Below are 20040 nucleotides of genomic sequence, written 5' to 3'. Positions count from 1 at the left end.
CGTGCCCGCACAAATCACGGCGCTCCCCACGCCGCCCTCCACCAACGACCCCGCCAATTTCAACACCCGCGCTGACGCGTTCCTCGGCCAGATGCCGACGTTCGCGACCGAGGCGAATGCGCTGGCGGGGGAGGTGAACGGCCTGGCGGTCCAGGTCACCCAGGACAAGGCGTCGGCCGCGGGCTCGGCGGCCACCGCCACGACCAAGGCCTCGCTCGCGGCGGACCAGGTCACGCTGGCGGCCAATCAGGTCGCGCTCGCTGTGGGGCAGGTGACCCTGGCCACCACGCAGGCCGGCATCGCGACGACCAAGGCCAACGACGCCGCCGCGATCCTCGTACAGGTCCAGAACGTCGCCTCGGGCGTATCGTTCTCGACCAAGTCGCTGACCTCCAACGCAATCGCCGTCGGCACGAAGACCTGGACCGTCGACGTCGGCGAAAGCTTCGTCGAGGGCATGCCGATCTACGCCGTGGCGCATGGCGACCCCAGCCGGTTCATGGTCGGCGTCTGCACCTCGTACGTCGGCACGACGCTGACGGTTGCCGTCACCCAGACGTCGGCGGTCACCGGCACGATCAGCAACTGGGACATCAGCATCGGCGGCGTCCCGGGCGTCCCGGGGGCCGGCTTCCCCGCCGGCGGCGCGAGCGGTCAGCTGCTGCGCAAGAAATCCGGCGTCGATTTCGACACCGAGTGGGCGCCCGACACCGCCGGCAACCTCTTCACTTGGCAACAACAAGGGATCTGAATCATGGCCACCGCGCCCAACTACGCCTCGACCTCGCTTCCGCCCGACATCGTCCAGCTGACCGCCGCCAACGCCAATCGCGATGGCTCGGGCACGATGGTCAAGGTCGCCACCGGCACGGCCGCCGGGATCGTCACCGAACAGCTTCGCGTCACGGCCACCGGCGCGACCACCACGGGCATGATCCGGTTCTTCCTGTCGCTGAACGGCGGCACGTCGAAGTTCTTCCTGACCGAGGCCCAGGTGCTGCCGATGACACCGACCGGCACGACCCAAGCCTTCACCACGGTGGTCGATGCCCTGACCGGCCTCACGCTGCAGGGGACCACGACCGAGCTCTACGCGGCGACGAACAACGCAGAAACCTTCAACGTCATTCACCACAAGGCGGGGCTGTAAGCATGCCAATTCCAAGCAGTTCTAACCGCGGCGTCTTGGGCCGTATCGGCTCGACCTTGTCCGCTGGCGCCGGCGTCGCTTCGACGGCGACAGGCGCTTCGAGCAGCACCACGGTCTTTGTCACGGCTGGGGCCATACCTCCTGTCGGCTGGCTAGGGGTCTTCAGCACCGGCCGATACRTGACTTTCCTTGAAAGCGGCACGTTCACCGCGCCGATCTCCGGTTACTACCGCGTCCGTGTGCTGGGCGGCGGCGGGGCCGGCGCGACGATCAACGGTACGCAGAAACGTGCGACCGGCGGCGGCGGTGGCGGCTACACGATGGGCTTGGTTTGGCTGAATCAAGGCCAGAGCATCGCGGTTACAGTCGGCAAGGGCGGCTCCTGGGTCGCCGATGGTCAGCCGGGCAATGCCGGCGGAACCTCGTCCTTCGGGGCCTATCTTTCGGCGACGGGCGGCGCGGGTGGCGTCTGCGCGGACACCGCGGCGCTCGTCGGCGCGGCGGGCGGCGTGGGCACGGGCGGCAGCTTGATCAACGCCAGTGGCGGCAAGTCTGGCTCGATCGACGTCAATCCGGGGACTTCCGCTACGGGCGGCGGCGGCGCGGGCTCCCAGCTCGGCACTGGCGGCGATTCCGGTTCGATCAGCGGCAGCGTCAACAACGGCAACGCGGCGACGGGCGGTGGCGGCATCGGCGGCGTCGCCTCGTTCAGCGTTATACGTGGTGCGTCCCTGGCGACGGGAGGCGCAGGCGTGGCCGGCGTTTCCAGTCTGCTCTTCGGCGGCTTCGACCTGTTGTCCGTCGCGGCGGGCCAGCACGCTGCCGGAACCGTCAATTCCAGCGGCGCGGTCTTCCGTTTTCCCGGTGACGGCTTCGCGGGCGGCGGTGGCGGCCCCGGATATTCGACCAGCAACGCGGGCGCCGGCGGAACGGGCGCGGGTGGCGGCGCGCATGCCCAGTCGAACGGACAATCAGCCGGCGCCGGCGGCATTTTTGGTGGCGCCGGCGCATGCGCCGTGATCGGCGGCGGCGTCGCGCCGAAGCCCGGATTTGGCGGAGGCGGCGGCGCGGTCGCGGGCGCCAGCGGCGGGCAGTCAGGCGGTGGCGGCGACGGTCTCATCGTCGTCGAGTGGTAGAGCCCGGCCTGATGGCCGGAGGGTAGGAGCGTACAGTGGACATCCCCACAGCCATCGCCAAGTCGTGGCCGTATGTGATGGTGGCCGCGCCGGGGGTCTATGCGGCGGTCAAGGACCTCCTCGGTCGGCGGGCGATCGCCCGCAAGGCCGAGGCTGACCTGATGCAGATGGCGCAGGACGCCGCCTCGGGGGTGATCCACACCCTGCGCGAGGAGGCCGACCGCCTGGCGCACCGCCTCGAACAGGTCGAGGCCGAGCTGGGCGACCTGCGCCGCGAGCACAGCCGCATGATCCTCGACAAGGACGCCCGCATCGCCCTGCTGGAGGGCGAGAAGCGCCAGCTGGAGGCCAGGGTCGCGGCCTATCGCCGGATCCTGGCCGCCCATGGTTTGGCGGAAGAGCCGGCCATCGCCCCCGCGGCGGTCGGCTGACCGCCTGAACGTCCCACAAGAAGGAGCCTGCCCATGCCCACGCCCCCGGCGCGGGACGTTCCCGCTTGCGCGCTGGCGCTGATCCGGCGGTTCGAGGGGCTGCACGACGGCGATCGCGAGACCGCCGTGCTGGAGCCCCAGGCCGATCCGGTCGGCATCTACACGGTCGGCTGGGGCCATGCCCTGTTCGCCGGCGGCAAGCCGGTGAAGGACCGCGAGGCCGCCTACCGCCTGTGGCGCACGCGCTGGCCGGCGGGGATGGCTCGACCCGACGCCGACGCGCTGCTGAAGGCCGACGCCCAGGCCGTTTGCGACAAGGTCGTCGCCCTGTTTCCCCGGACACCGCTGACCGACGCCCAGCTCGGGGCGATGGTCAGCCTGGCTTACAATATCGGCGTCGGCGAGGTCGGCGGCGGGCCGGACTTCGCCGACAGCAGTGTGCGCCGGCGGCTGATCGCCGGCGACGTCCAGGGCGCGGCCGACGCCTTCCGGCTGTGGCGCTACGCCGGCGGCCGCGAGCTGCCGGGCCTGGCCGCCCGCCGCGAGGCCGAGCGGGCCGTCTTCCTCAATCAAGGAGCTTTGCGATGAAACACGTCATCGGCCCCGTTGCGGGCCTGCTGCTGACCGTAGGCCTGTCGGCCTGCGCCGGTCTGGCCGCCGATCCGCTCACCCTGGCCCAGGCCGTCCGGATCCTGAACGAGGGTTGCGAGCGGAGGGTCGACCTCACCGTCGACAAGGGCCAGCCGGGCGGCGGCTCGCTGAAAGTGACCCGCGCCTGTCCGCCTCTCGCCGAGCCGCCCGCCGTTCCCAAACCCTAGAACTGGGACGGATAGGCCTTGGCCGTCTTGGCGTCGTTGTAGAGAGCGCCCGGGCAGTCGACGGCGTAGGTGTTGGCGGTCTCGGCCAGATAGGGGCCGCGGCCGGCGTCGCCGTTCAGCGCGCGGCACGAGACGGCGGTCTTGTAGACCACCGCGCCGTCGCGGCTGAGGTCGCTCATGAAGATGTCGAAGGCCAGGTCCATCAGGCCGCGCGTGGCCGCCAGGCGCCGGGTGCGGCCGTTGAAGGTGGTGGTGATCTCGTCGGCGGCCGACACGTCACGAGAGACCGGGACCGGACCGGCGGCCGCGCCGGCCGCGCTGATCGCCCCGCCGGCCAGCATGGCCTCGAGGTCCTGGAACCGGCCGGCGGCGGTCCCGACCGCCAGGGCCGTGGCGAAGGCCGCGTCGGCGCCGGCTCCGGTGCGATACGGGCCGCCGATCAGGCCGGCCTGGACCGCGCCGACCAGGCCGGCATAGGGGGCGTCGGCGATGGAGACGATCAGGTTCTGGTTGACGTAGTAGCCCAGGGCCACGCCGCCGATCGCGCCGCCGGGCAGGGCGATCACTCGGTCCTTCGACGCGCCCAGCGGGCCGGCGATCGCGGCGCGGGCGATTTCGGGCGTGACGCCGGTCCAGCGCGCCTCGTACGAGGCCTCGATGGTCTTCTCGCGCACGATGTCGCCCGTGCGCCAGCGCACCAGACGGAAGGTGACGCGGGCCGAGGCCAGCTTGTCGCTGCCCAGCCAGACGTTGGGGCCGCGCAGCTCTTCGAAGCTCGTGTACAGCATGTACTCGGCGTCGAGGCGGCTGGGGGCCAGCATCTCGGCGTGGCGCAGGTGGTCGTTCAGGCTCTCGACGACCTGGACGCGGGTTGGCCGGGTGGTGATCACCGCGCCGCCGTCGAACCAGCGGAATTCGGGGGCGCCCTCAACGGCCTGGACGGCGACGTTGCGGTAGTAGGCGCGGGCCGGCGCGGCCTTGGCCACGGACAGCGGCGGCATCGGCGGCTGGCGCAGGGCGGCGACGTCGTCGCGGGTGGCGCAGGCGGCCAGCAGGCCGGCGCTGGCCAGCAGGACGGCCAGACAAATGGACTTGGTCGACATCGATGCGCTCCCCCAGATCGGCGCGCACTATCGGGCTCAATCTTAAAGAGAGACTGAATACTGAAGCTTTGAGCACAAAAAGAACCCCTGTCGGCAGGACCGACAGGGGGCTTGCAGGCCTAGGGGAAGGTTTAAGCGACTAGAACTTGTAGTTGAGGCCGACCAGGAAGGTGCGGCCGTAGTTCTGGTAGTCGATGACCTGGCGCGGGTCGTTGTTCTGGTAGGTGACGAACGGCTCGTTGGTCAGGTTGTTGACCTGGGCCAGCAGCGACAGGCCGTTCATCGGGCCGTCGTCGAAGGTGTAGCCGACCTGGCTGTCGACCACGGACTCGCCCTTGACCATCCGGTAGTTGCGGCCGTTGCCGAAGCCGGAGACCTCGCCCAGGAACTTGGAGCGGTAGCGGTCGCTGACCCGGAACGAGAAGCCGTTCTTCTCGTAATAGACGGTCAGGTTGGCCACCTTCTTCGACAGGCCCGGGATCGGCGCGGTCTTGTCGCTGGGGCTCGGCTGGATCGAGCTGTCGGTGTACGAGGCGCTGAAGGTGGCGCCGAAGCCGTCCAGGATCGGGGTCAGCAGCGCGCCCGGCATCGAGGCGGCGAACTCGACGCCCTTGACCGTACCGCCCTTGCCGTTCTGCGGCGTCGTCACCAGGCCTTGGCGCGTGGCCGGCTCCGGATTGCCGCCGGTCGGGAAGCCGGTGAAGTCGAACACGACGCTCTGGTCGTAAACGTAGGTCTTCAGGTCCTTGTAGAAGGCGGCCAGCGAGATGTAGGCCTGACGGCCGAAATACTTCTCGTACGACACGTCATAGGCGTCGGCGCGCCAGGGCTCGAGCTCGGGATTACCGCCCGTGCCGCTCCACGGCGAGAAGTTGATGTTGGTGTTGCCCGCCTTGGCCGGATCGAAGCTGAAGGTCTTGCTGGCGCGCATCTGGTCCATCCGCGGACGGGCCAGGGTGCGGGCGATGGCGAAGCGCAGGCTCTGCTCGTTGGGCAGGGCGAACCGCAGGTTCACGCTGGGCAGGAAGTCGACGTACTTCTTGCCGCCCGACAGGTTGGCGCGGGTCACGCCCGCGCCGGTGCCGCTGGCGCCCAGGGCGGTCGAACCCTGGTCGGTGTGGACGATCTGGAAGCCGAAGTTGCCGGTCACCGGCACGCTGCCGACGGCGGCGTCGATATTGGCCTTCACATAGCCGATCGCGACCTTCTCCTCGACGTCCCAGCTCTTGACCAGCACGTCCGAATTCGGGTTGCGGACCAGGTCGTACGTTCCGCCCTTGATCAGGGCGAACGGGTCGTAGCTGACCATGCCGGGGATGCCGATGAAGCCCAGCGAGGTCGTGCCGACGATGGCCGACGACGGGATCGTCACGCTGGCCGGCGAACCCTTCACGCGCAGGAACCATTCGTCATTGACGAGGCCCTTGGAGCGTTCGCTGTAGTTGAAGCCGACCTCGAAGCTGGACAGGCCGTCGTCCAGGGCGCGGGTGGCCGACAGGCGGACCGCCTTCAGCTCGTCCTCGATGGTCGGCTGGTTCAGATAGCCGTCCTGGCCGCCGGCGATGATGTCGCTGCCCCAGCCCTGCGAGCTGGTCAGCTTGATCAGGCTGGCGTCGGCGTAGTTCAGGGTCGACTTGAAGATCGCCACGCCGTCGTCGTTCATCGCGAACGTCATGTTGTCGGTGGCGCCCGTACCCGAGCGGCCGGTGCCGGCGTAGGTCTCGAGGATCTGGTCGGTGCGCTCGACCTTCGAGTAGGACAGGTCGCTGACCAGGGTCCAGGCGTCGCCGACCTGCAGCTTGTTGTTCCAGCCGACCGACTTGATCGTGGCGTCACGGTCGTTGCCGTCGTTGCGGACCACGCCCTTGACGCCGTTGAAGGTCCCGCTGGTGACCATGCCGGCCGTGGCTTGGGCGTTGGTCAGCGGCACGCCGCCCCAGACCAGCGGCAGCTCGATGCCGCGCTGGATCTGGTGGTTCTTGAACTCCGAATAGAAGACGTCCAGCGACGAGGTGAAGGCGTCGGTGGGCGCGAACTCCAGGACGCCGATGACGCCGTTGCGCTTCAGCATGCTGGACTGCACGTACGGCTTGGCGCCGCCGATCACCAGGTTGCCGGCGGCGTCGGTGGGATAGCCCCAGGCGTTCCAGCGCTCGGCCTGATAGGGCGATTCCATGTGGGCGTAGCCCAGGGCCAGGCCCAGCTTACCGTCCATAAACTGGTCGATATACGAGACCGACAGGCGGTTGCCGTGCGCCTTGGTGCCGGCGTTCAGCGCGCCGATGTCGTTCCACTCGTAGCGGGCGCCGACCGCGAAGGCGCGCTTGCCGAAGGCCAGCGGACGGACGGTGCGCATGTCGGCGGTGCCGGCCAGGCCCTGGCCGATCAGGCCGGCGTCCGGCGTCTTGTAGACGACGACGGCGCTCAGCAATTCCGACGGGTACTGGTCGAACTCGACGCCGCGGTTGTCGCCGGTCGAGACCTGCTCGCGGYCGTTCAGCAAGGCGGTGGTGAAGTCGGGCGCCAGGCCCCGGATCGAGATGACCTGCCCGCGGCCGTCGAGGCGCTGGGCGGTCAGGCCGGGCAAACGTGCGATCGACTCGGCGATCGACACGTCGGGCAGCTTGCCGATGTCTTCGGCCGAGACCGCTTCGACGATCGAGGTCGAGCTCTTCTTCAGCGTGATGGCGCCTTCGATGCCGCGACGGATGCCGGTGACGACGATCTCCTCGACCTTCGAGTCGTCCTGCGCGGCCGGGGTGGCGGTCTGGGCCTGGGCCGAGCCGGTCATGGCGAACGCCAACGCCAGGCCCGTGGCCCCGCCGGCCATCAGCCAAGCGCGGCGGCGCGAAAATTGAGTGCTCATGAAGTCCCTCCCTGTCCGGCTCTGCGCGTTTGGTGTCGTGCGGCGGGCCGTTGGTGCAAACTACTGCAAATTAACGGGCTGTAATCAACCCAAAAAATCGCAAACCGGTGGGTGCTGGTTCCGTGGCTGCACCGGAATCACGCCGCCTGTGGCTTCCTTGCGCCACCTGTATGATAGGTCTGTATGTCGAAATGGCTGCAAATCGCCCCAAGACGGTGGATTGACAGGGCGCGGTCGGTTCTGCAAATTCTTGCAAAGAAATGCAAAGGCGACCCGGTTTTCGAGGTCGCCGTGAGGGGGAGGGATTGATGTCGGCCTTGCTGCCCTGGCGACGAACGCTGCTGGCCATGACGGCCCTGGGCGCGCTGGCGACGGCTGCTTCCGCCGCTCCGGCTCCCTACCTGCAACGCAAGCCGCAGGACGAGGTGATCTACTTCGTCCTGCCCGACCGTTTCGAGAACGGCGACGCCGCCAACGACCACGGAGGCTTGAAGGGCGGGCCGCTGGTCGACGGCTTCGACCCGGCGCGGGCCGGCTTCTATCACGGCGGCGACCTCAAGGGCGTGACCCGGCGCCTCGACTACATCCAGGGCCTGGGCGCGACGGCTGTATGGCTGGCGCCGATCTTCACCAATCGCGCGGTGCAGGGCTCCCCGGGTCACGAGTCGGCGGCGCACCACGGCTACTGGATCACCGATTTCACCGACGTCGATCCGCACCTGGGGACCAAGGCCGACTTCAAGGCCCTGGTCGACGCGGCCCACGCCCGGGGCATGAAGGTCTATATGGACATCGTCGTGAACCACACGGCCGACGTCATCCAGTACAAGGAATGTCCGGACAGCCGCTGCGCCTATCGCGGCGTCGCCGACTATCCGTATGTCCGCCAGGGCGGCCTGGGCGGCGCGCCGATCAACGACGGCTTCGACGGCAAGGACTTCAGCAAGCTCAAGCGGACCGACTGGGCCTACACGCCATACGTCCCGGTCGGGCAGGAACACGTCAAGAAGCCGGAGTGGCTGAACGATCCGATCTACTACCATAACCGCGGCGACGGCACGTTCGCGGGCGAGAGCTCGCTGCTGGGCGACTTCGCCACGCTGGACGACGTGTTCACCGAGAACCCGCGCGTGGTGGCGGGCTTCATCGAGGTCTATGGCGCCTGGATCGACCAGTTCGGGATCGATGGGTTTCGCATCGACACCGCCCGCCACGTGAACCCCGAGTTCTGGCAGGCCTTCGTCCCGGCCATGCTGGCCCGCGCCAAGGCCAAGGGCATCCCCAACTTCCACATCTTCGGCGAGGTGTTCGACCCTGACGTCGCCGCCCTGGCCCGCCACACCCGTGTCGATAAGCTGCCGGCGGTGCTGGACTTCGCGTTCCAGTCGGCGGCGACCGACGTCGCCATCGGCCGCGCCGGGACCGACCGGCTGGCCACGGTCTTCGCCGGAGACCCGGTCTATGAAGGCGGCGAAGCGACGGCGCGGCAGCTGCCGACCTTCCTGGGCAATCACGACATGGGCCGCATCGGCTGGTTCATGCTGAAGGCCAAGCCGGGGATCGGCGACGACGAGCTGCTGGCGCGTGTCACCCTGGCCAACGCCCTGATGCTGACCGCGCGCGGCGCGCCGACGATCTATTACGGCGACGAGCAGGGCTTCACCGGCGACGGCGACTATGCCGATAGCCGCGAGGACATGTTCGCGAGCCAGGTCGCCAGCTACAACGACAACCGCCTGGTCGGCTCGCGCGCCAAGGGGCCGTTTTCGGCGTTTCGAACCGACAGTGTCCTCTACGGCCGCATCGCCGGACTGGCGAAGCTGCGCAGCGCCACGCCCGCGCTGCGCGACGGCCGGCAGGTGGTCCGCTACGCTGGCGACAAGCCCGGCTTGCTGGCCTTCTCGCGCCTGCTGGCGGGAACCGAGGTGCTGGCCGTCTTCAATACGAGCGACAAGCCGATCAAGGCCCAGGTTCCGGTCGAGGCCGGCTCCGCCGCCTGGCGGGCCCTGCACGGCGCCTGCGCCGCGACGGCCAGCGCGCCCGGCAGCTATGCGACCGAGCTGGCGCCGCTCGACTACATGATTTGCGTTTCCGAGGGACGATAGTGACCGTTGAAGTTCTTGTTCGCCCCGGCGCGGAGATGTCGATGAACGCCGAATGGTGGCGCGGCGCCGTCATCTATCAGGTCTATCCGCGCAGCTTCGCCGACTCGAACGGCGACGGCGTCGGCGACCTGCCGGGTGTCACGGCCCATCTCGACCACATCGCCTCGCTGCGCGTCGACGGGGTGTGGCTGTCGCCGTTCTTCACCTCGCCGATGAAGGACTTCGGCTACGACGTCTCGGACTATCGCGACGTGGATCCGATCTTCGGGACCCTGGCCGACTTCGACGCCCTGATCGCCAAGGCCCACGCCCTGGACCTGAAGATCATCATCGACCTGGTGTTCTCGCACACCTCGGACGAGCATCCGTGGTTCGCCGAGAGCCGCCAGGACCGGACCAACGCCAAGGCCGACTGGTTCGTCTGGGCCGACGCCAAGCTCGACGGCACGCCGCCCAGCAACTGGCAGTCGGTGTTCGGCGGCCCGGCCTGGACCTGGGACGCCCGCCGCGGCCAGTACTACATGCACAATTTCCTGGCCTCGCAGCCGCAGCTGAACCTGCACAATCCGGCGGTCCAGGAGGCCCTGCTGGCCGTCACCCAGTTCTGGATCGACAAGGGCGTGGACGGCTTCCGCTTCGACGCCATCAACTTCTCGATGCACGATCCGAAGTTCACCGACAATCCGCCGCTGCCGCCGGGCGGCAAGCGCACGCGGCCGTTCGACTTCCAGGACAAGATCCACAACCAGAGCCACGCCGATATCCCCAAATTCCTCAGCCGCCTGCGGGCGCTGACCGACGCGAACGGCGGGCGGTTCTCGGTGGCCGAGGTCGGCGGCGACCACGCCGACCGCGAGATGAAGCTGTTCACGGCCGGCGACGACCGGCTGAACAGCGCCTATGGCTTTCTCTATCTCTACGCCGACAAGTTGACCGGCGACATGATCCCCCAGGGCGCGGCGATGTGGCCGGGCGCGGACGGGGAGGGCTGGCCGTCCTGGACCTTCTCGAACCACGACGCCCCGCGCGCGGTGTCGCGCTGGGCCGAGGGCCGCGACCGCAAGGCCTTCGCCGAGATGTGCCTGCTGCTGCTGATGGGCCTGCGCGGCAATGTCTTCGTCTACCAGGGCGAGGAGCTGGGCCTGCCCCAGGCCCATGTGCCGTTCGAGCGTCTGCAGGATCCGGAAGCGATCGCCAACTGGCCCCAGACCCTGGGTCGTGACGGCGCCCGCACGCCGATGCCGTGGACGTCGGGCGTGCTGAATGCCGGCTTCTCGGCGGTCGAGCCCTGGCTGCCGGTCGATCCCGAGCACCTGCCGCTGGCGGTGGACGCCCAGGAGGCGGACCCGACCTCGACYCTGCACGTGGCGCGCCGCCTGATCGCCCTGCGCCGGACCTATCCGGCGCTGCGCACCGGAAGCATCAGCTTCGTCGACACCAATAGCCCGCTGCTGATCTTCCAGCGCGGCGAGGGGGCGGACGCGCTGCTGCTGGCCTTCAACCTGGGGCACGAGACGGTGACGTGGTCGCTACCGGACGGCTGGGCGATGGCCGATGGCGTCAATCTGGGCGGCGAGGGCGAGATGCCGCCGTGCGCAGGGCTGGTGGCGCGGCGGGGTTAGAGGCGATCGACGCCGCCCGGCTCAGCGAAAAGCCGGCGGATCGGCGGGCGGGCAGAGATCGGCCGGCGACCGGCCCGGCCAAGTCACGCGTACGCAATCCGGACCCAGATCCCGCCACGCGGCGCCGCTGAAATTGGCTGCCAGCACCCGGCCGTCGGCATAGGTCGCCTGCTGCACGAGACGGTCGGGCGTCAGCCAGCGGAAGCCCGTCAAGGCGACGGGCGCGCCCACCCCATGGGCTTGGCGGAAGTCGTCCTGCGCCGCCTTCAGCCACGGGCCGACGCGGGCCAGTTCGCGCCGGTCGAGGTTCCACATCGTCGGCGCGCCGTAGAGCAGGGACCGCGCGAAGCGGCGGCGCGTCTCGCCGGCGACCTTCATCAGGCCGAACTCCCAGCGATCGGCCGCGACGACGGAGTCGTGGAACACGGCCTCGAACAGCGGCAAACGGTCGGCGGCGCCGAACAGAGCGCGCGCCTCGTCGGCGGTTGGCGTGAAGGGCGCGAAGAAGCGGCTCGGCCGGTCCGCAGGCCAGTAGGCGCCGAAGCGGTCCTTGTCGCCCTGCACGGGCCAGGCGGCCGAGACATGGGCCTGGGCGGTTCCGTGGGAATAGTGCGTGACGCCGCTGCTCCAGGCGGTGACGTTCTCCGAGCCCAGCACCAGGTGGAACCGGTCGATCGCCATCGCCAGGCGGGTCAGGCGGTGGGCGCGGTCCTGGGCCATGGACATCGGGTGGTCGGGGCTGTGATCGTCGTAGAACTCGCCGAACGCGTCGACGTCCACGAAGACCTGGCTGGCGCCGTTCGCGATGTGGTCGGCATAGCGCGAGGCGGGGCTCGGCGGACCGCGATGCCGGGCGATCGCCTCGCTCGACATCTCGCAGCCGCGACCGGCGAAGCCCGTGACGATGCGCCCGCTGGCGTCGCGAACGCAGCCGGAGGGATAGAGGTCGTCGCTCCAGATCGAGGATGGCGTGTCGGCCGTCTTTTCGGGCTGGCCATTGTCGAAGGCCTCATAGGGGCCGGCGAGAAAGCCCAGCGCGTGAGCGCGGACCAGATAGGCGCGGCCGACCACGTGCTTCTGGGTGCGAGGATCCTGGTCGTAGCTCAGCACGAGGCGATCGACGCCGAGCGTCTTGAGGTCGTCGAGGAAGGCCAGGTCGCGGCCGTCGCCCCAGACATAGGCCTGCGGCGCGCCAAATAGGCGGGGAAGGCCGGGCGTGGCTTTCTCGGCGAAGGTCTTGAGCTGGCCGCGCGCCTTCAGGAGCTGGCGATAGAACAGGGCCGGGGCCAGCGGTTCGGCCGGCCGGAGCGCGAACAGCAGGTCCAGCGTCTCGGCGCCGTCGCCGAACGCGTGGGTGAGGCGCGCCTGCAACCCGTCCTGATCACGCAGGCACAGCGCTGACAGCAGGCCGTCGCCGAGCGCATAGGTGACCGCGTGCGTCTCGGTGAGGTGGCTCCAGGCGGGAAACGACAGCAGGGTCGTGCCACCCAGGCAGTGCTCGCGCTTGTGGGCCGCGCGCCAGAACGGGTCGGCGACCCCGAAGGCCATGCCCTCGCCGTCGGGGATCAGCCATGTCCCGGCCGTCACGGCGGGCAGCGGCCAGGCCAGGCTGGAGCCCTTGGCGGCGGAAATCGTCAGGCGCAGGGCGTCGCCCTCGGCGGACACCGTGACGATGCGTCCCGTGGCGTCGGTCCAGCGCCAGCCGGCGCCGTCCGGCGCGACCGCCACGGCCTCGGYGGCGTGCAGCGGCGGCATGACGGCCACGGGCGCGGCGTTATCGGGCCGGGCCTCGACCGCCAGCGTGGCGGGGTCGACCGCATAGGTGACCGCGCCGGCGCGCAAGGTGAGCGGGGCGGCCATCGTCGCCGAGGCCGCCAGGCTGGCGAGCAGGGCGAGAACGAAGGGCGTGCGGGCGAGCGTCATCGGGGCAGGCTGACAGAAACCGCGCCCGCCCGCCAACCGGAAGTAGATTATCCCCCGCAGCTCTCGCGGATGATCAGGTCCGTCGGCACCCGTTCGGACCGGCTGGCGCGCTCGCCGCTGTCGAGCAGCTTGGACACCATCAGCCGCCCGGCCTTGTTGGTGTCCTGGGCGATGGTGCTCAGCGCCGGGCTGGCGTAGCGGCTGAACGGCACGTTGTCGAAGCCCATCACCGAGACATCGCCCGGCACGGACAGGCCCGCGTGCTTCAAGGCGCGCATCGCCCCCAGCGCGATCAGGTCGGACGCCGCCACGACGCCGTCGAACTTCACGTCGTGATGGATCAGCGAGTCGACGGCGGCCTCGGCCGACTCGACCTCGAAGTGGGCCGGGACGATCAGCTCGGGATCGACGCCCAGCTTGGCGTGCTCGAGCGCGTCCAGATAGCCGCGATGACGTTGCATGGCCTCGGGCGCCTCGGTGTCGCCCAGGAACACGATGCGCCGACGGCCCAGGCGCTGCAGGTGCAGGGTGGCGCGGCGGCCGCCCATCACGTTGTCCGAGCCGACCGAGCAATAGTTCTGATCCGGCAGCTGCGCGCCCCAGACCACGAAGCGGTTCTCGGTCTCGGCCAGGCGGTTGAAGGCCGCGTGCAGCGAGCTCTGGCCCAGGAAGATCACCCCCTCGGCCCGGYTGGTGGTCATGGCCGCCGACAGATCCTCGAAATTGGTCGGGGCGATGTGGCTGAGGATCACATCGCAGCCGCGTTCCCGGGCGGCCTCGCCGACGCCAGCCAGCAGCTCCAGGAAGAACGGGTCCGACATGCTGCTGCCGCGGCCTTGCGGACGAGGCGTGACGATCGCGATCGTCGCCTCGGCCCCGATCGGGCCGGCCGGCATGTAGCGGCGGAACGGATAGTCCATCTCGCGCGCCAGCTTCCAGATCAGCTGCTTGGTGCGCTTGTTGACGGCCGGGCTGTCGTTGAGGGCCCGCGAGGCGGTCGAGATCGAAACCCCCGCCAGCTTGGCCAGGTCCTCCAGTCGCGTCGCCCCCTTGGTCACTTTTACGCCGTCCCTAATGCAAAGATTTCTGCAAACTTTTTCAGTCGCCCATAAGGCGCCGTTCGGGCCGGTTTGCAAGCGGGGCGGCGGAAATCCGGCCGTGCAAACTCTTGCAAATTATCCCGCGTCCTTGTCCAGGGCGATCAAGTCGAAAAGACCGGCGACGTCGAGTTTCTAGCCAACATCTCCAATCATGCATGGATTTATCGTTGCGCGCCTCGATGGCGCGTGCGCAAATGCCCGCCAAGTCAGTCTATGAAAAAACTTGCGAACCAGCCGGCGTAACCGGCGGTCGGAACGGGGTGGAGGATCCATGGCCAGGCAGAGGCTCAAGTTCCTGCAGATCTGGAACATGTGCTTTGGCTTCTTCGGAATCCAGATCGGTTTCGGCCTGCAGAACGCCAACACCAGCCGCATCTTCCAGACCCTGGGCGTCGATGTGAACCACCTGGCGATCCTGTGGATCGCCGCGCCGGCCACCGGCCTGCTGGTCCAGCCGATCATCGGTCATCTCAGCGACAAGACCTGGGGGCGGCTGGGCCGTCGCCGGCCCTACTTCTTCTGGGGCGCGATCCTGACCACCCTGGCCCTGCTGGTCATGCCCAACTCGCCCACCCTGTGGGTGGCGGCCGCGGCGCTGTGGATCATGGACGCCTCGATCAACATCACCATGGAGCCGTTCCGGGCCTTTGTCGGCGACAACCTGCCCGACGACCAGCGCGCCGTCGGCTACGCCATGCAGAGCTTCTTCATCGGCCTGGGCGCGGTGCTGGCCTCGGCCCTGCCGTGGATGCTGACCAACTGGTTCCACGTCGCCAACACCGCTCCGGCCGGCCAGATCCCCGACGCGGTGCGGATCGCCTTCTACGCCGGCGGCGCGGGCCTGCTGCTGGCGGTGCTGTGGACCGTCTTCACGACCAAGGAATACAGCCCCGACCAGCTGGACGCCTTCGAGACCGCCGAACGCGCCGAGGCCAGCTGGAGCCCGCACGAGGAGCCCGAGCCCTCGGTCAACGCCTATTTCGGCCTCGCCGCCGGCGGCCTGCTGGGCGGCGCGGCCCTGGCCCTGATCGTCTGGCGCGCGGGGCTGGAGAAGGAGCTCTACGTCCTGGCCGGTTTGCTGGCCGTGTTCGGCGTGATGGGCATCGTCGGCGTGCGCCTGAAGCGGCGCGGCCAGACCCGCAACGGCTTCTCCGAGGTGCTGGAGGACTTCTTCCGCATGCCCAAGACCATGCGCCAGCTGGCGGTGGTGCAGTTCTTCTCGTGGTTTGGCCTGTTCGCCATGTGGATCTACACGACCCCGGCGGTGGCGGCGGTCCACTTCCACGCCGTCGACGCGACGTCCAAGGCCTACAATACCGGCGCCGACTGGGTGGGCGTGCTGTTCGCCGTCTACAACGGCGTCGCGGCCCTGGCGGCGCTAGTCATCCCGCTGATGGTCCAGGCCACCAACCGCCGGGTCAGCCACGCCGCCTGCCTTCTGCTCGGCGCCCTGGGCCTGTTGTCGTTCCTGCTGATCCGCGAGCCCGGCCTGCTGTGGATCGGCATGATCGGCGTCGGCTTCGCCTGGAGCTCGATCCTGTCGGCCCCGTACTCGATCCTGGCCGGAGCCCTGCCGGCGCGGAAGATGGGCGTCTATATGGGCATCTTCAACTTCTTCATCGTCATCCCGCAGCTGTTGGCCGCGACGGTGCTGGGCCTGCTGCTGAAGAGCTTCTTCGGCGGCCAGGCGATCTGGGCCCTCGTCCTGGGCGCGGCCTCGTTCGCGATCGCGGCGGCCGCGACCTTCGTGGTCGAGGACACCGATGCCGGCAAGCCGGCCTGAACCCTTCTTCGTTTTCCTTCCAGCCTGACGAGTCCTCGCCATGCGCAGCCTGAAACTCCTCGCCCTGGCCTCGGCCGCCCTGTTGACCGCTGGCGCGGCGCACGCGGCTCCGGCCACCACCTGGGCCTATGCGGCCAAGACCGGCGTCGGCGCCTCGTATGAGGCCTATGTCGATGGAGCCTACAAGGCCGGCGGCAAGACCGGGGCGGTGTCCAAGGTCTGGTTCTCGATCGCCGACGGCGTGCTGACCGAGACCATGTACGGCCTGATCCACGAGGCCCAGATCAAGCAGATGCGCATCGCCGTCCAGACCGCCACCGGCCTGGCGGTCGAGGGCGCGGACACGACGTCCAAGACTGAATATCTGCACGTCGACACCGCCGGCCGGCCGCTGTCGCCGGCCTACAAGATCACCACCACCGACAAGCAGGGCCGCTTCGTGATCGAGAAGCGGATCTTCACCGATCCCGACCGCAACGCCCTGTTCGTGCGGGTGACCATCAAGGCGCTGAAGGGGCCGGTGACCCCGACCCTGGTGCTGGAGCCGCACATGGCCAACACCGGCGGCGGCGATACGGGCGCGGCCTCGGCCACGGCCCTGACCGCTTACGAGGGCAAGGCATTCCTGAGTCTGAAGGGGGGCAAGCCCTTCGCCAAGGCTGGCGCCAGCGTGCTGAAGGACGGCGACGCGCTCGCGGGCCTGAAGGCCACCACCACCTCGGCCAAGGGCGCGATCGTCCTGACCGGCCAGCTGCCGGCCGTGGCCAAGGACGCGACCTTCGACTTCGCGATCGGCTTTGGTTCCGACGCCAAAGTCGCTGACGAGAGCGCCGCCGCCGCGCTGAAGACCGGCTATGCCGAGGTGCTGGCCCGCTACAACGGCGAGGGCGCGCGGGTCGGCTGGGAGGACTATCTGGCCTCGCTGACCGAACTGCCGCGCCTGCGCGAAGCCTCGGAAGACGGCGGCAAGCTGGTCCAGGCCTCGGCTTTGATGCTGAAGGTCCAAGAAGACCGCACCCACGCCGGCGCCCTGATCGCCTCGCTGTCCAACCCGTGGGGCGACACGGTGGACGCCACCCAGTCCTCGACCGGCTACAAGGCGGTCTGGCCGCGCGACTTCTACCAGTGTGCCATGGCCTTGGCGGCGCTGGGCGACAAGCAGACGCCGCTGGCCGCCTTCCACTATCTGCCGACCGTACAGGTGGGCGCGAAGACCCCCGGCAACAAAGGCGACGGCGGCTGGTTCCTGCAGAAGTCGCACGTGGACGGCACGCCCGAATGGGTCGGCGTCCAGCTGGACCAGACGGCCATGCCGATCATGCTGGGCTGGAAGCTGTGGAAGCTGGGCTGGCTGCCGGACGCCGAGCTGAAGGCCTACTACGGCAAGATGCTGAAGCCCGCCGCCGACTTCCTGGTCAAGGGCGGCAAGGTGAACCTGGGCTGGAACACCGGCACGATCGTCCCGCCGTTCACCCAGCAGGAGCGCTGGGAAGAGCAGGGCGGCTATTCGCCCTCGACGACCGCCGCCGTGATCGCCGGCTTGGTCGTGGCCGGCGACATCGCGGAAGCCGCGGGGGACAAGGCCTCGGCCGCGCTCTATCGCAAGACCGCCGACGACTATTCCGGCAAGGTCGAGGCCCGCATGGTCACGACCAAGGGATCGTTCGGCGACGGCCACTACTATCTGCGCCTCAACAGCGACCAGGACCCGGACAACAAGAGCAAGGTCGAGGAGCGCAATGGCCAGCAGGCCGCGCCGGAAGACCGGATCCTGGACGCCGGCTTCCTGGAACTGGTCCGCTACGGCGTGCGCCGGGCCGACGATCCGGCCATCATGGCGACCCTGCCCAAGCTGGACGACGAGGCGATGGAGGATCTCTATCGCGTCCGTTACAGCTTCAAGTTCCCAGGCGTCGAGGGCAGCTTCCCCGGCTGGCGTCGCTACGGCGTCGACGGCTATGGCGAGGACACCAAGGCCGGCGCCAACTATGGCGCCGACAACCAGATGCGCCCGGGCCAGCGCGGCCGGGTGTGGCCGATCTTCACCGGCGAGCGCGGCCACTACGAACTGGCGCTGGCCGGTCTGTCGGGCAAGCCGGACGCGGCGGCGCTGAAGACGATCCGCGACACCTATGTCCGGGCCATGGAGCTGTTCGCCAACGAGGGCCTGCTGATCCCCGAACAGGTCTGGGACGGCGTCGGGGTCGACAGCCCCCACGGCTACACGCGCGGCGAGGGCACCGACTCCGCTACGCCGCTGGCCTGGAGCCACGCCGAATACGTCAAGCTGCTGCGCTCGGTCAGCGACGGCCAGGTCTGGGACAACTACGCCCCGGTGAAGGCGCGGTTCGCGCGGTAGGGGCGCCATTCCAGCGTCGTCGCCCCAAGGCCAGTCAGGTTCAGGCCCTGCCCAGAACGCTATCCGGCTCCAGTTGCCGACGCAGATGTTGAACGGACGCCCGGCATTCGCAGGCGCCTGTCTCTAGGCCCTTACGATCCAGGATCTTCACCGAACCGCGCGTATAGCGGATCAGGCCTTGCCTCTGAGCGGCCATGGCGATGCGAGTGATCGCCGTGCGCGACACCCCCAGCATGACGGCGAGAAACTCCTGTTTCAGGGGCATGTCATCGAGCCCGCCAGACAGGTCCTGGCACTCCAGGAGCCAGCGGTTGAACCGCTCCTTGACCTTGTGCAGCCCATGGCAAGCGATGGCCTGCCGGCTTTCGGCTTGCAGCAGTTCGACCTGTCGATGGACCGCCTTGCGCATGGGGACGCTGTCGTCGAAGGCTCGCCGGTAGGCCACGGCGCGGAGGCGATAGGCCTTGCCTGGAATCTGAACGATGACCCGGCTGTACATGGTGCCGCTGCCCAGGGCCTCGACGAAACCCACGCCGCCCTCCCGGCCAACGATTGAGGTCTCCAGCGCCGCGCCGGAAACCATCACGGTGATCAGGGACAGCAAGCCCACTTCCGGCAGATAGACCCAGTCGATCGGGTCCTCCATCTCGTAGAGCACCTGGCCGACAGTCAGATCGACGAGCTCAAGATGCGGTCGCAGCTCCTCCAGGTCTTTCTTCGACAGCGACCGCAGCAGCGCATTGTCGGGAGAGAACCCGGTCATGGAGACATCCTCGACCCTGGCGGCGCGTATGACGCGTCTTTCCGGGCCTCAACCATAGCGGCTGGAGGTTGCGCCCGTTCCGCTATGTGCTCGCGGTGACAGACCGCCCTCTAGAGTGCGTGCGACGACGAGATTCGCGTTGTCGTCGAGAATCTCATGACTTCCATCCCATGGTTGAGGATTGCGATCGGGAAGTCCGCGGGCCCACGAGGATCTGCCCCGGCCGGCCGAGATGGTCACCGTCGAGATCGCGACGCCAAAGGCGTCGGTCCGTCATGATGACCGCCAAGCAGTACCGCACCCGGGCCAATCTCATGGACCAGGCGGTGGAGGCCTCATCGAACGGGGCGGTCATTCGGGAGTGCCAGCGCATGGCCACGGAATGGCGCAGGCTCGCCACGCTGGCCGACTGGCAGGATGAGATGCTCAAGAAGGGCCATCCGGCCTATTGAGGTCGCCGGCGCCGGGGAGGGCCTGAAGGCGATAATAATTCCTAGGGCTTAGCCTGAATGGCTCCCGCCATGCTACTGTTCTCGCCACTCTCGGTAGTGTCGACTTCCCGACGCTCGGGAATCTAGAAATTCAGACTGGGCATGGCTTTCGCTTCGCGAGCCTCTGGTCTCCGAGGCACGGCCGTGTCTGCCCATTCCACACTTAGCGATGACGCCGGAAATCACCTGGCCATGGCGATCATCGGATCGTCGTCCGAGCCGCTTCTGCTCTTGAATCCCGACCTGACCGTGATCGCCGTGAGCGCGTCATTTTGCTGGGCCTTCGGCATCGAGCCCGCAAGCGTCGCGGGCCAGTTGGTCACCGCCTTGGGGAGCGGTGAATGGAACGTGCCCCAACTGAAGTCGCTGCTGAAAGCCACGGCTTCAGGC

16 protein-coding genes and 1 pseudogene are annotated in these 20040 nt (G+C 68.6%); 12 read left to right on the top strand and 5 right to left on the bottom strand.

Features of this window, described 5'->3' with window-relative positions; genetic code table 11:
- The first annotated feature begins 1 nt into the window (after position 1).
- From AC1DSO_RS16700 to AC1DSO_RS16675, 6 genes are read left to right on the top strand one after another with little or no spacing between them, the layout of a single operon-like run.
- Positions 2 to 751, top strand: coding sequence for a hypothetical protein (locus AC1DSO_RS16700; RefSeq protein WP_477069890.1), 750 nt, complete (start codon positions 2 to 4; stop codon positions 749 to 751).
- Positions 752 to 754: 3 nt separating this feature from the next.
- Positions 755 to 1150 carry a hypothetical protein gene (locus AC1DSO_RS16695; RefSeq protein ID WP_477069889.1) on the top strand — a complete coding sequence of 132 codons (396 nt, stop codon included), beginning with the start codon at positions 755 to 757 and terminating at the stop codon, positions 1148 to 1150.
- Positions 1151 to 1185: 35 nt separating this feature from the next.
- A complete protein-coding gene (locus AC1DSO_RS16690; protein ID WP_477069888.1) occupies positions 1186 to 2286 on the top strand; it encodes a hypothetical protein in 1101 nt (366 codons plus the stop codon).
- Positions 2287 to 2321: 35 nt separating this feature from the next.
- On the top strand, positions 2322 to 2717 hold the full coding sequence (locus AC1DSO_RS16685) for a hypothetical protein (protein WP_477069887.1): 396 nt from the start codon (positions 2322 to 2324) through the stop codon (positions 2715 to 2717).
- 33 nt (positions 2718 to 2750) lie between these two features.
- Positions 2751 to 3305 carry a lysozyme gene (locus AC1DSO_RS16680; protein WP_477069886.1) on the top strand — a complete coding sequence of 185 codons (555 nt, stop codon included), beginning with the start codon at positions 2751 to 2753 and terminating at the stop codon, positions 3303 to 3305.
- Positions 3302 to 3535, top strand: coding sequence for a hypothetical protein (locus tag AC1DSO_RS16675; RefSeq protein ID WP_477069885.1), 234 nt, complete (start codon positions 3302 to 3304; stop codon positions 3533 to 3535). The genes AC1DSO_RS16680 and AC1DSO_RS16675 overlap by 4 nt, the downstream gene beginning before the upstream one ends.
- Here the strand turns inward: AC1DSO_RS16675 and AC1DSO_RS16670 are convergent.
- On the bottom strand, positions 3532 to 4638 hold the full coding sequence (locus AC1DSO_RS16670; RefSeq protein WP_477069884.1) for a hypothetical protein: 1107 nt from the start codon (positions 4636 to 4638) through the stop codon (positions 3532 to 3534). The two genes, AC1DSO_RS16675 and AC1DSO_RS16670, sit on opposite strands and share 4 nt — an antisense overlap.
- Positions 4639 to 4777: 139 nt before the next feature.
- Positions 4778 to 7504 (bottom strand): TonB-dependent receptor, encoded by a 2727-nt coding sequence (locus AC1DSO_RS16665; RefSeq protein ID WP_477069883.1) that lies wholly within the window; start codon positions 7502 to 7504, stop codon positions 4778 to 4780.
- Between the two features lie 308 nt (positions 7505 to 7812).
- Here AC1DSO_RS16665 and AC1DSO_RS16660 point away from each other — a divergent pair, with 308 nt between their 5' ends.
- On the top strand, positions 7813 to 9609 hold the full coding sequence (locus AC1DSO_RS16660; RefSeq protein ID WP_477069882.1) for an alpha-amylase family glycosyl hydrolase: 1797 nt from the start codon (positions 7813 to 7815) through the stop codon (positions 9607 to 9609).
- The gene (locus AC1DSO_RS16655; protein WP_477069881.1) at positions 9588 to 11231 is read left to right on the top strand and encodes an alpha-amylase family glycosyl hydrolase; all 1644 of its coding nucleotides are present in this window, start codon (positions 9588 to 9590) and stop codon (positions 11229 to 11231) included. Before AC1DSO_RS16660 ends, AC1DSO_RS16655 begins: the two co-directional genes overlap by 22 nt.
- 21 nt (positions 11232 to 11252) lie before the next feature.
- Here AC1DSO_RS16655 and AC1DSO_RS16650 read toward each other — a convergent pair whose 3' ends face one another.
- Together AC1DSO_RS16650 and AC1DSO_RS16645 are read right to left on the bottom strand one after the other, a co-directional pair.
- A complete protein-coding gene (locus AC1DSO_RS16650) occupies positions 11253 to 13154 on the bottom strand; it encodes a glycoside hydrolase (RefSeq protein WP_477069880.1) in 1902 nt (633 codons plus the stop codon).
- Between the two features lie 47 nt (positions 13155 to 13201).
- Positions 13202 to 14290 carry a LacI family DNA-binding transcriptional regulator gene (locus AC1DSO_RS16645; protein WP_477069879.1) on the bottom strand — a complete coding sequence of 363 codons (1089 nt, stop codon included), beginning with the start codon at positions 14288 to 14290 and terminating at the stop codon, positions 13202 to 13204.
- A 235-nt stretch (positions 14291 to 14525) separates the two neighbouring features.
- Here AC1DSO_RS16645 and AC1DSO_RS16640 point away from each other — a divergent pair, with 235 nt between their 5' ends.
- Positions 14526 to 16037 (top strand): MFS transporter, encoded by a 1512-nt coding sequence (locus AC1DSO_RS16640; RefSeq protein WP_477069878.1) that lies wholly within the window; start codon positions 14526 to 14528, stop codon positions 16035 to 16037.
- Positions 16038 to 16077: 40 nt separating this feature from the next.
- On the top strand, positions 16078 to 18396 hold the full coding sequence (locus tag AC1DSO_RS16635) for a glucan 1,4-alpha-glucosidase (RefSeq protein WP_477069877.1): 2319 nt from the start codon (positions 16078 to 16080) through the stop codon (positions 18394 to 18396).
- Between the two features lie 40 nt (positions 18397 to 18436).
- Here the strand turns inward: AC1DSO_RS16635 and AC1DSO_RS16630 are convergent, their stop codons facing one another.
- Positions 18437 to 19159: a Crp/Fnr family transcriptional regulator gene (locus AC1DSO_RS16630; RefSeq protein WP_477069876.1), complete on the bottom strand. Its 723-nt coding sequence runs from the start codon at positions 19157 to 19159 to the stop codon at positions 18437 to 18439.
- 275 nt (positions 19160 to 19434) lie between these two features.
- On the opposite strand from AC1DSO_RS16630, the gene AC1DSO_RS16625 reads away from it, so the two are divergent.
- Both AC1DSO_RS16625 and AC1DSO_RS16620 read left to right on the top strand, forming a co-directional pair.
- Complete coding sequence (locus AC1DSO_RS16625) at positions 19435 to 19611, top strand: hypothetical protein (RefSeq protein WP_477069875.1); 177 nt, start codon at positions 19435 to 19437, stop codon at positions 19609 to 19611.
- A 231-nt stretch (positions 19612 to 19842) separates the two neighbouring features.
- Positions 19843 to 20040, top strand: a pseudogene (locus tag AC1DSO_RS16620) (histidine kinase); the annotation flags it as partial.

The sequence above is a fragment of the Caulobacter sp. P4_E5 genome (assembly GCF_056401555.1).
Note: the sequence above shows the minus strand (reverse complement) of the source record. Positions and strands in the feature narration are given on the sequence as shown.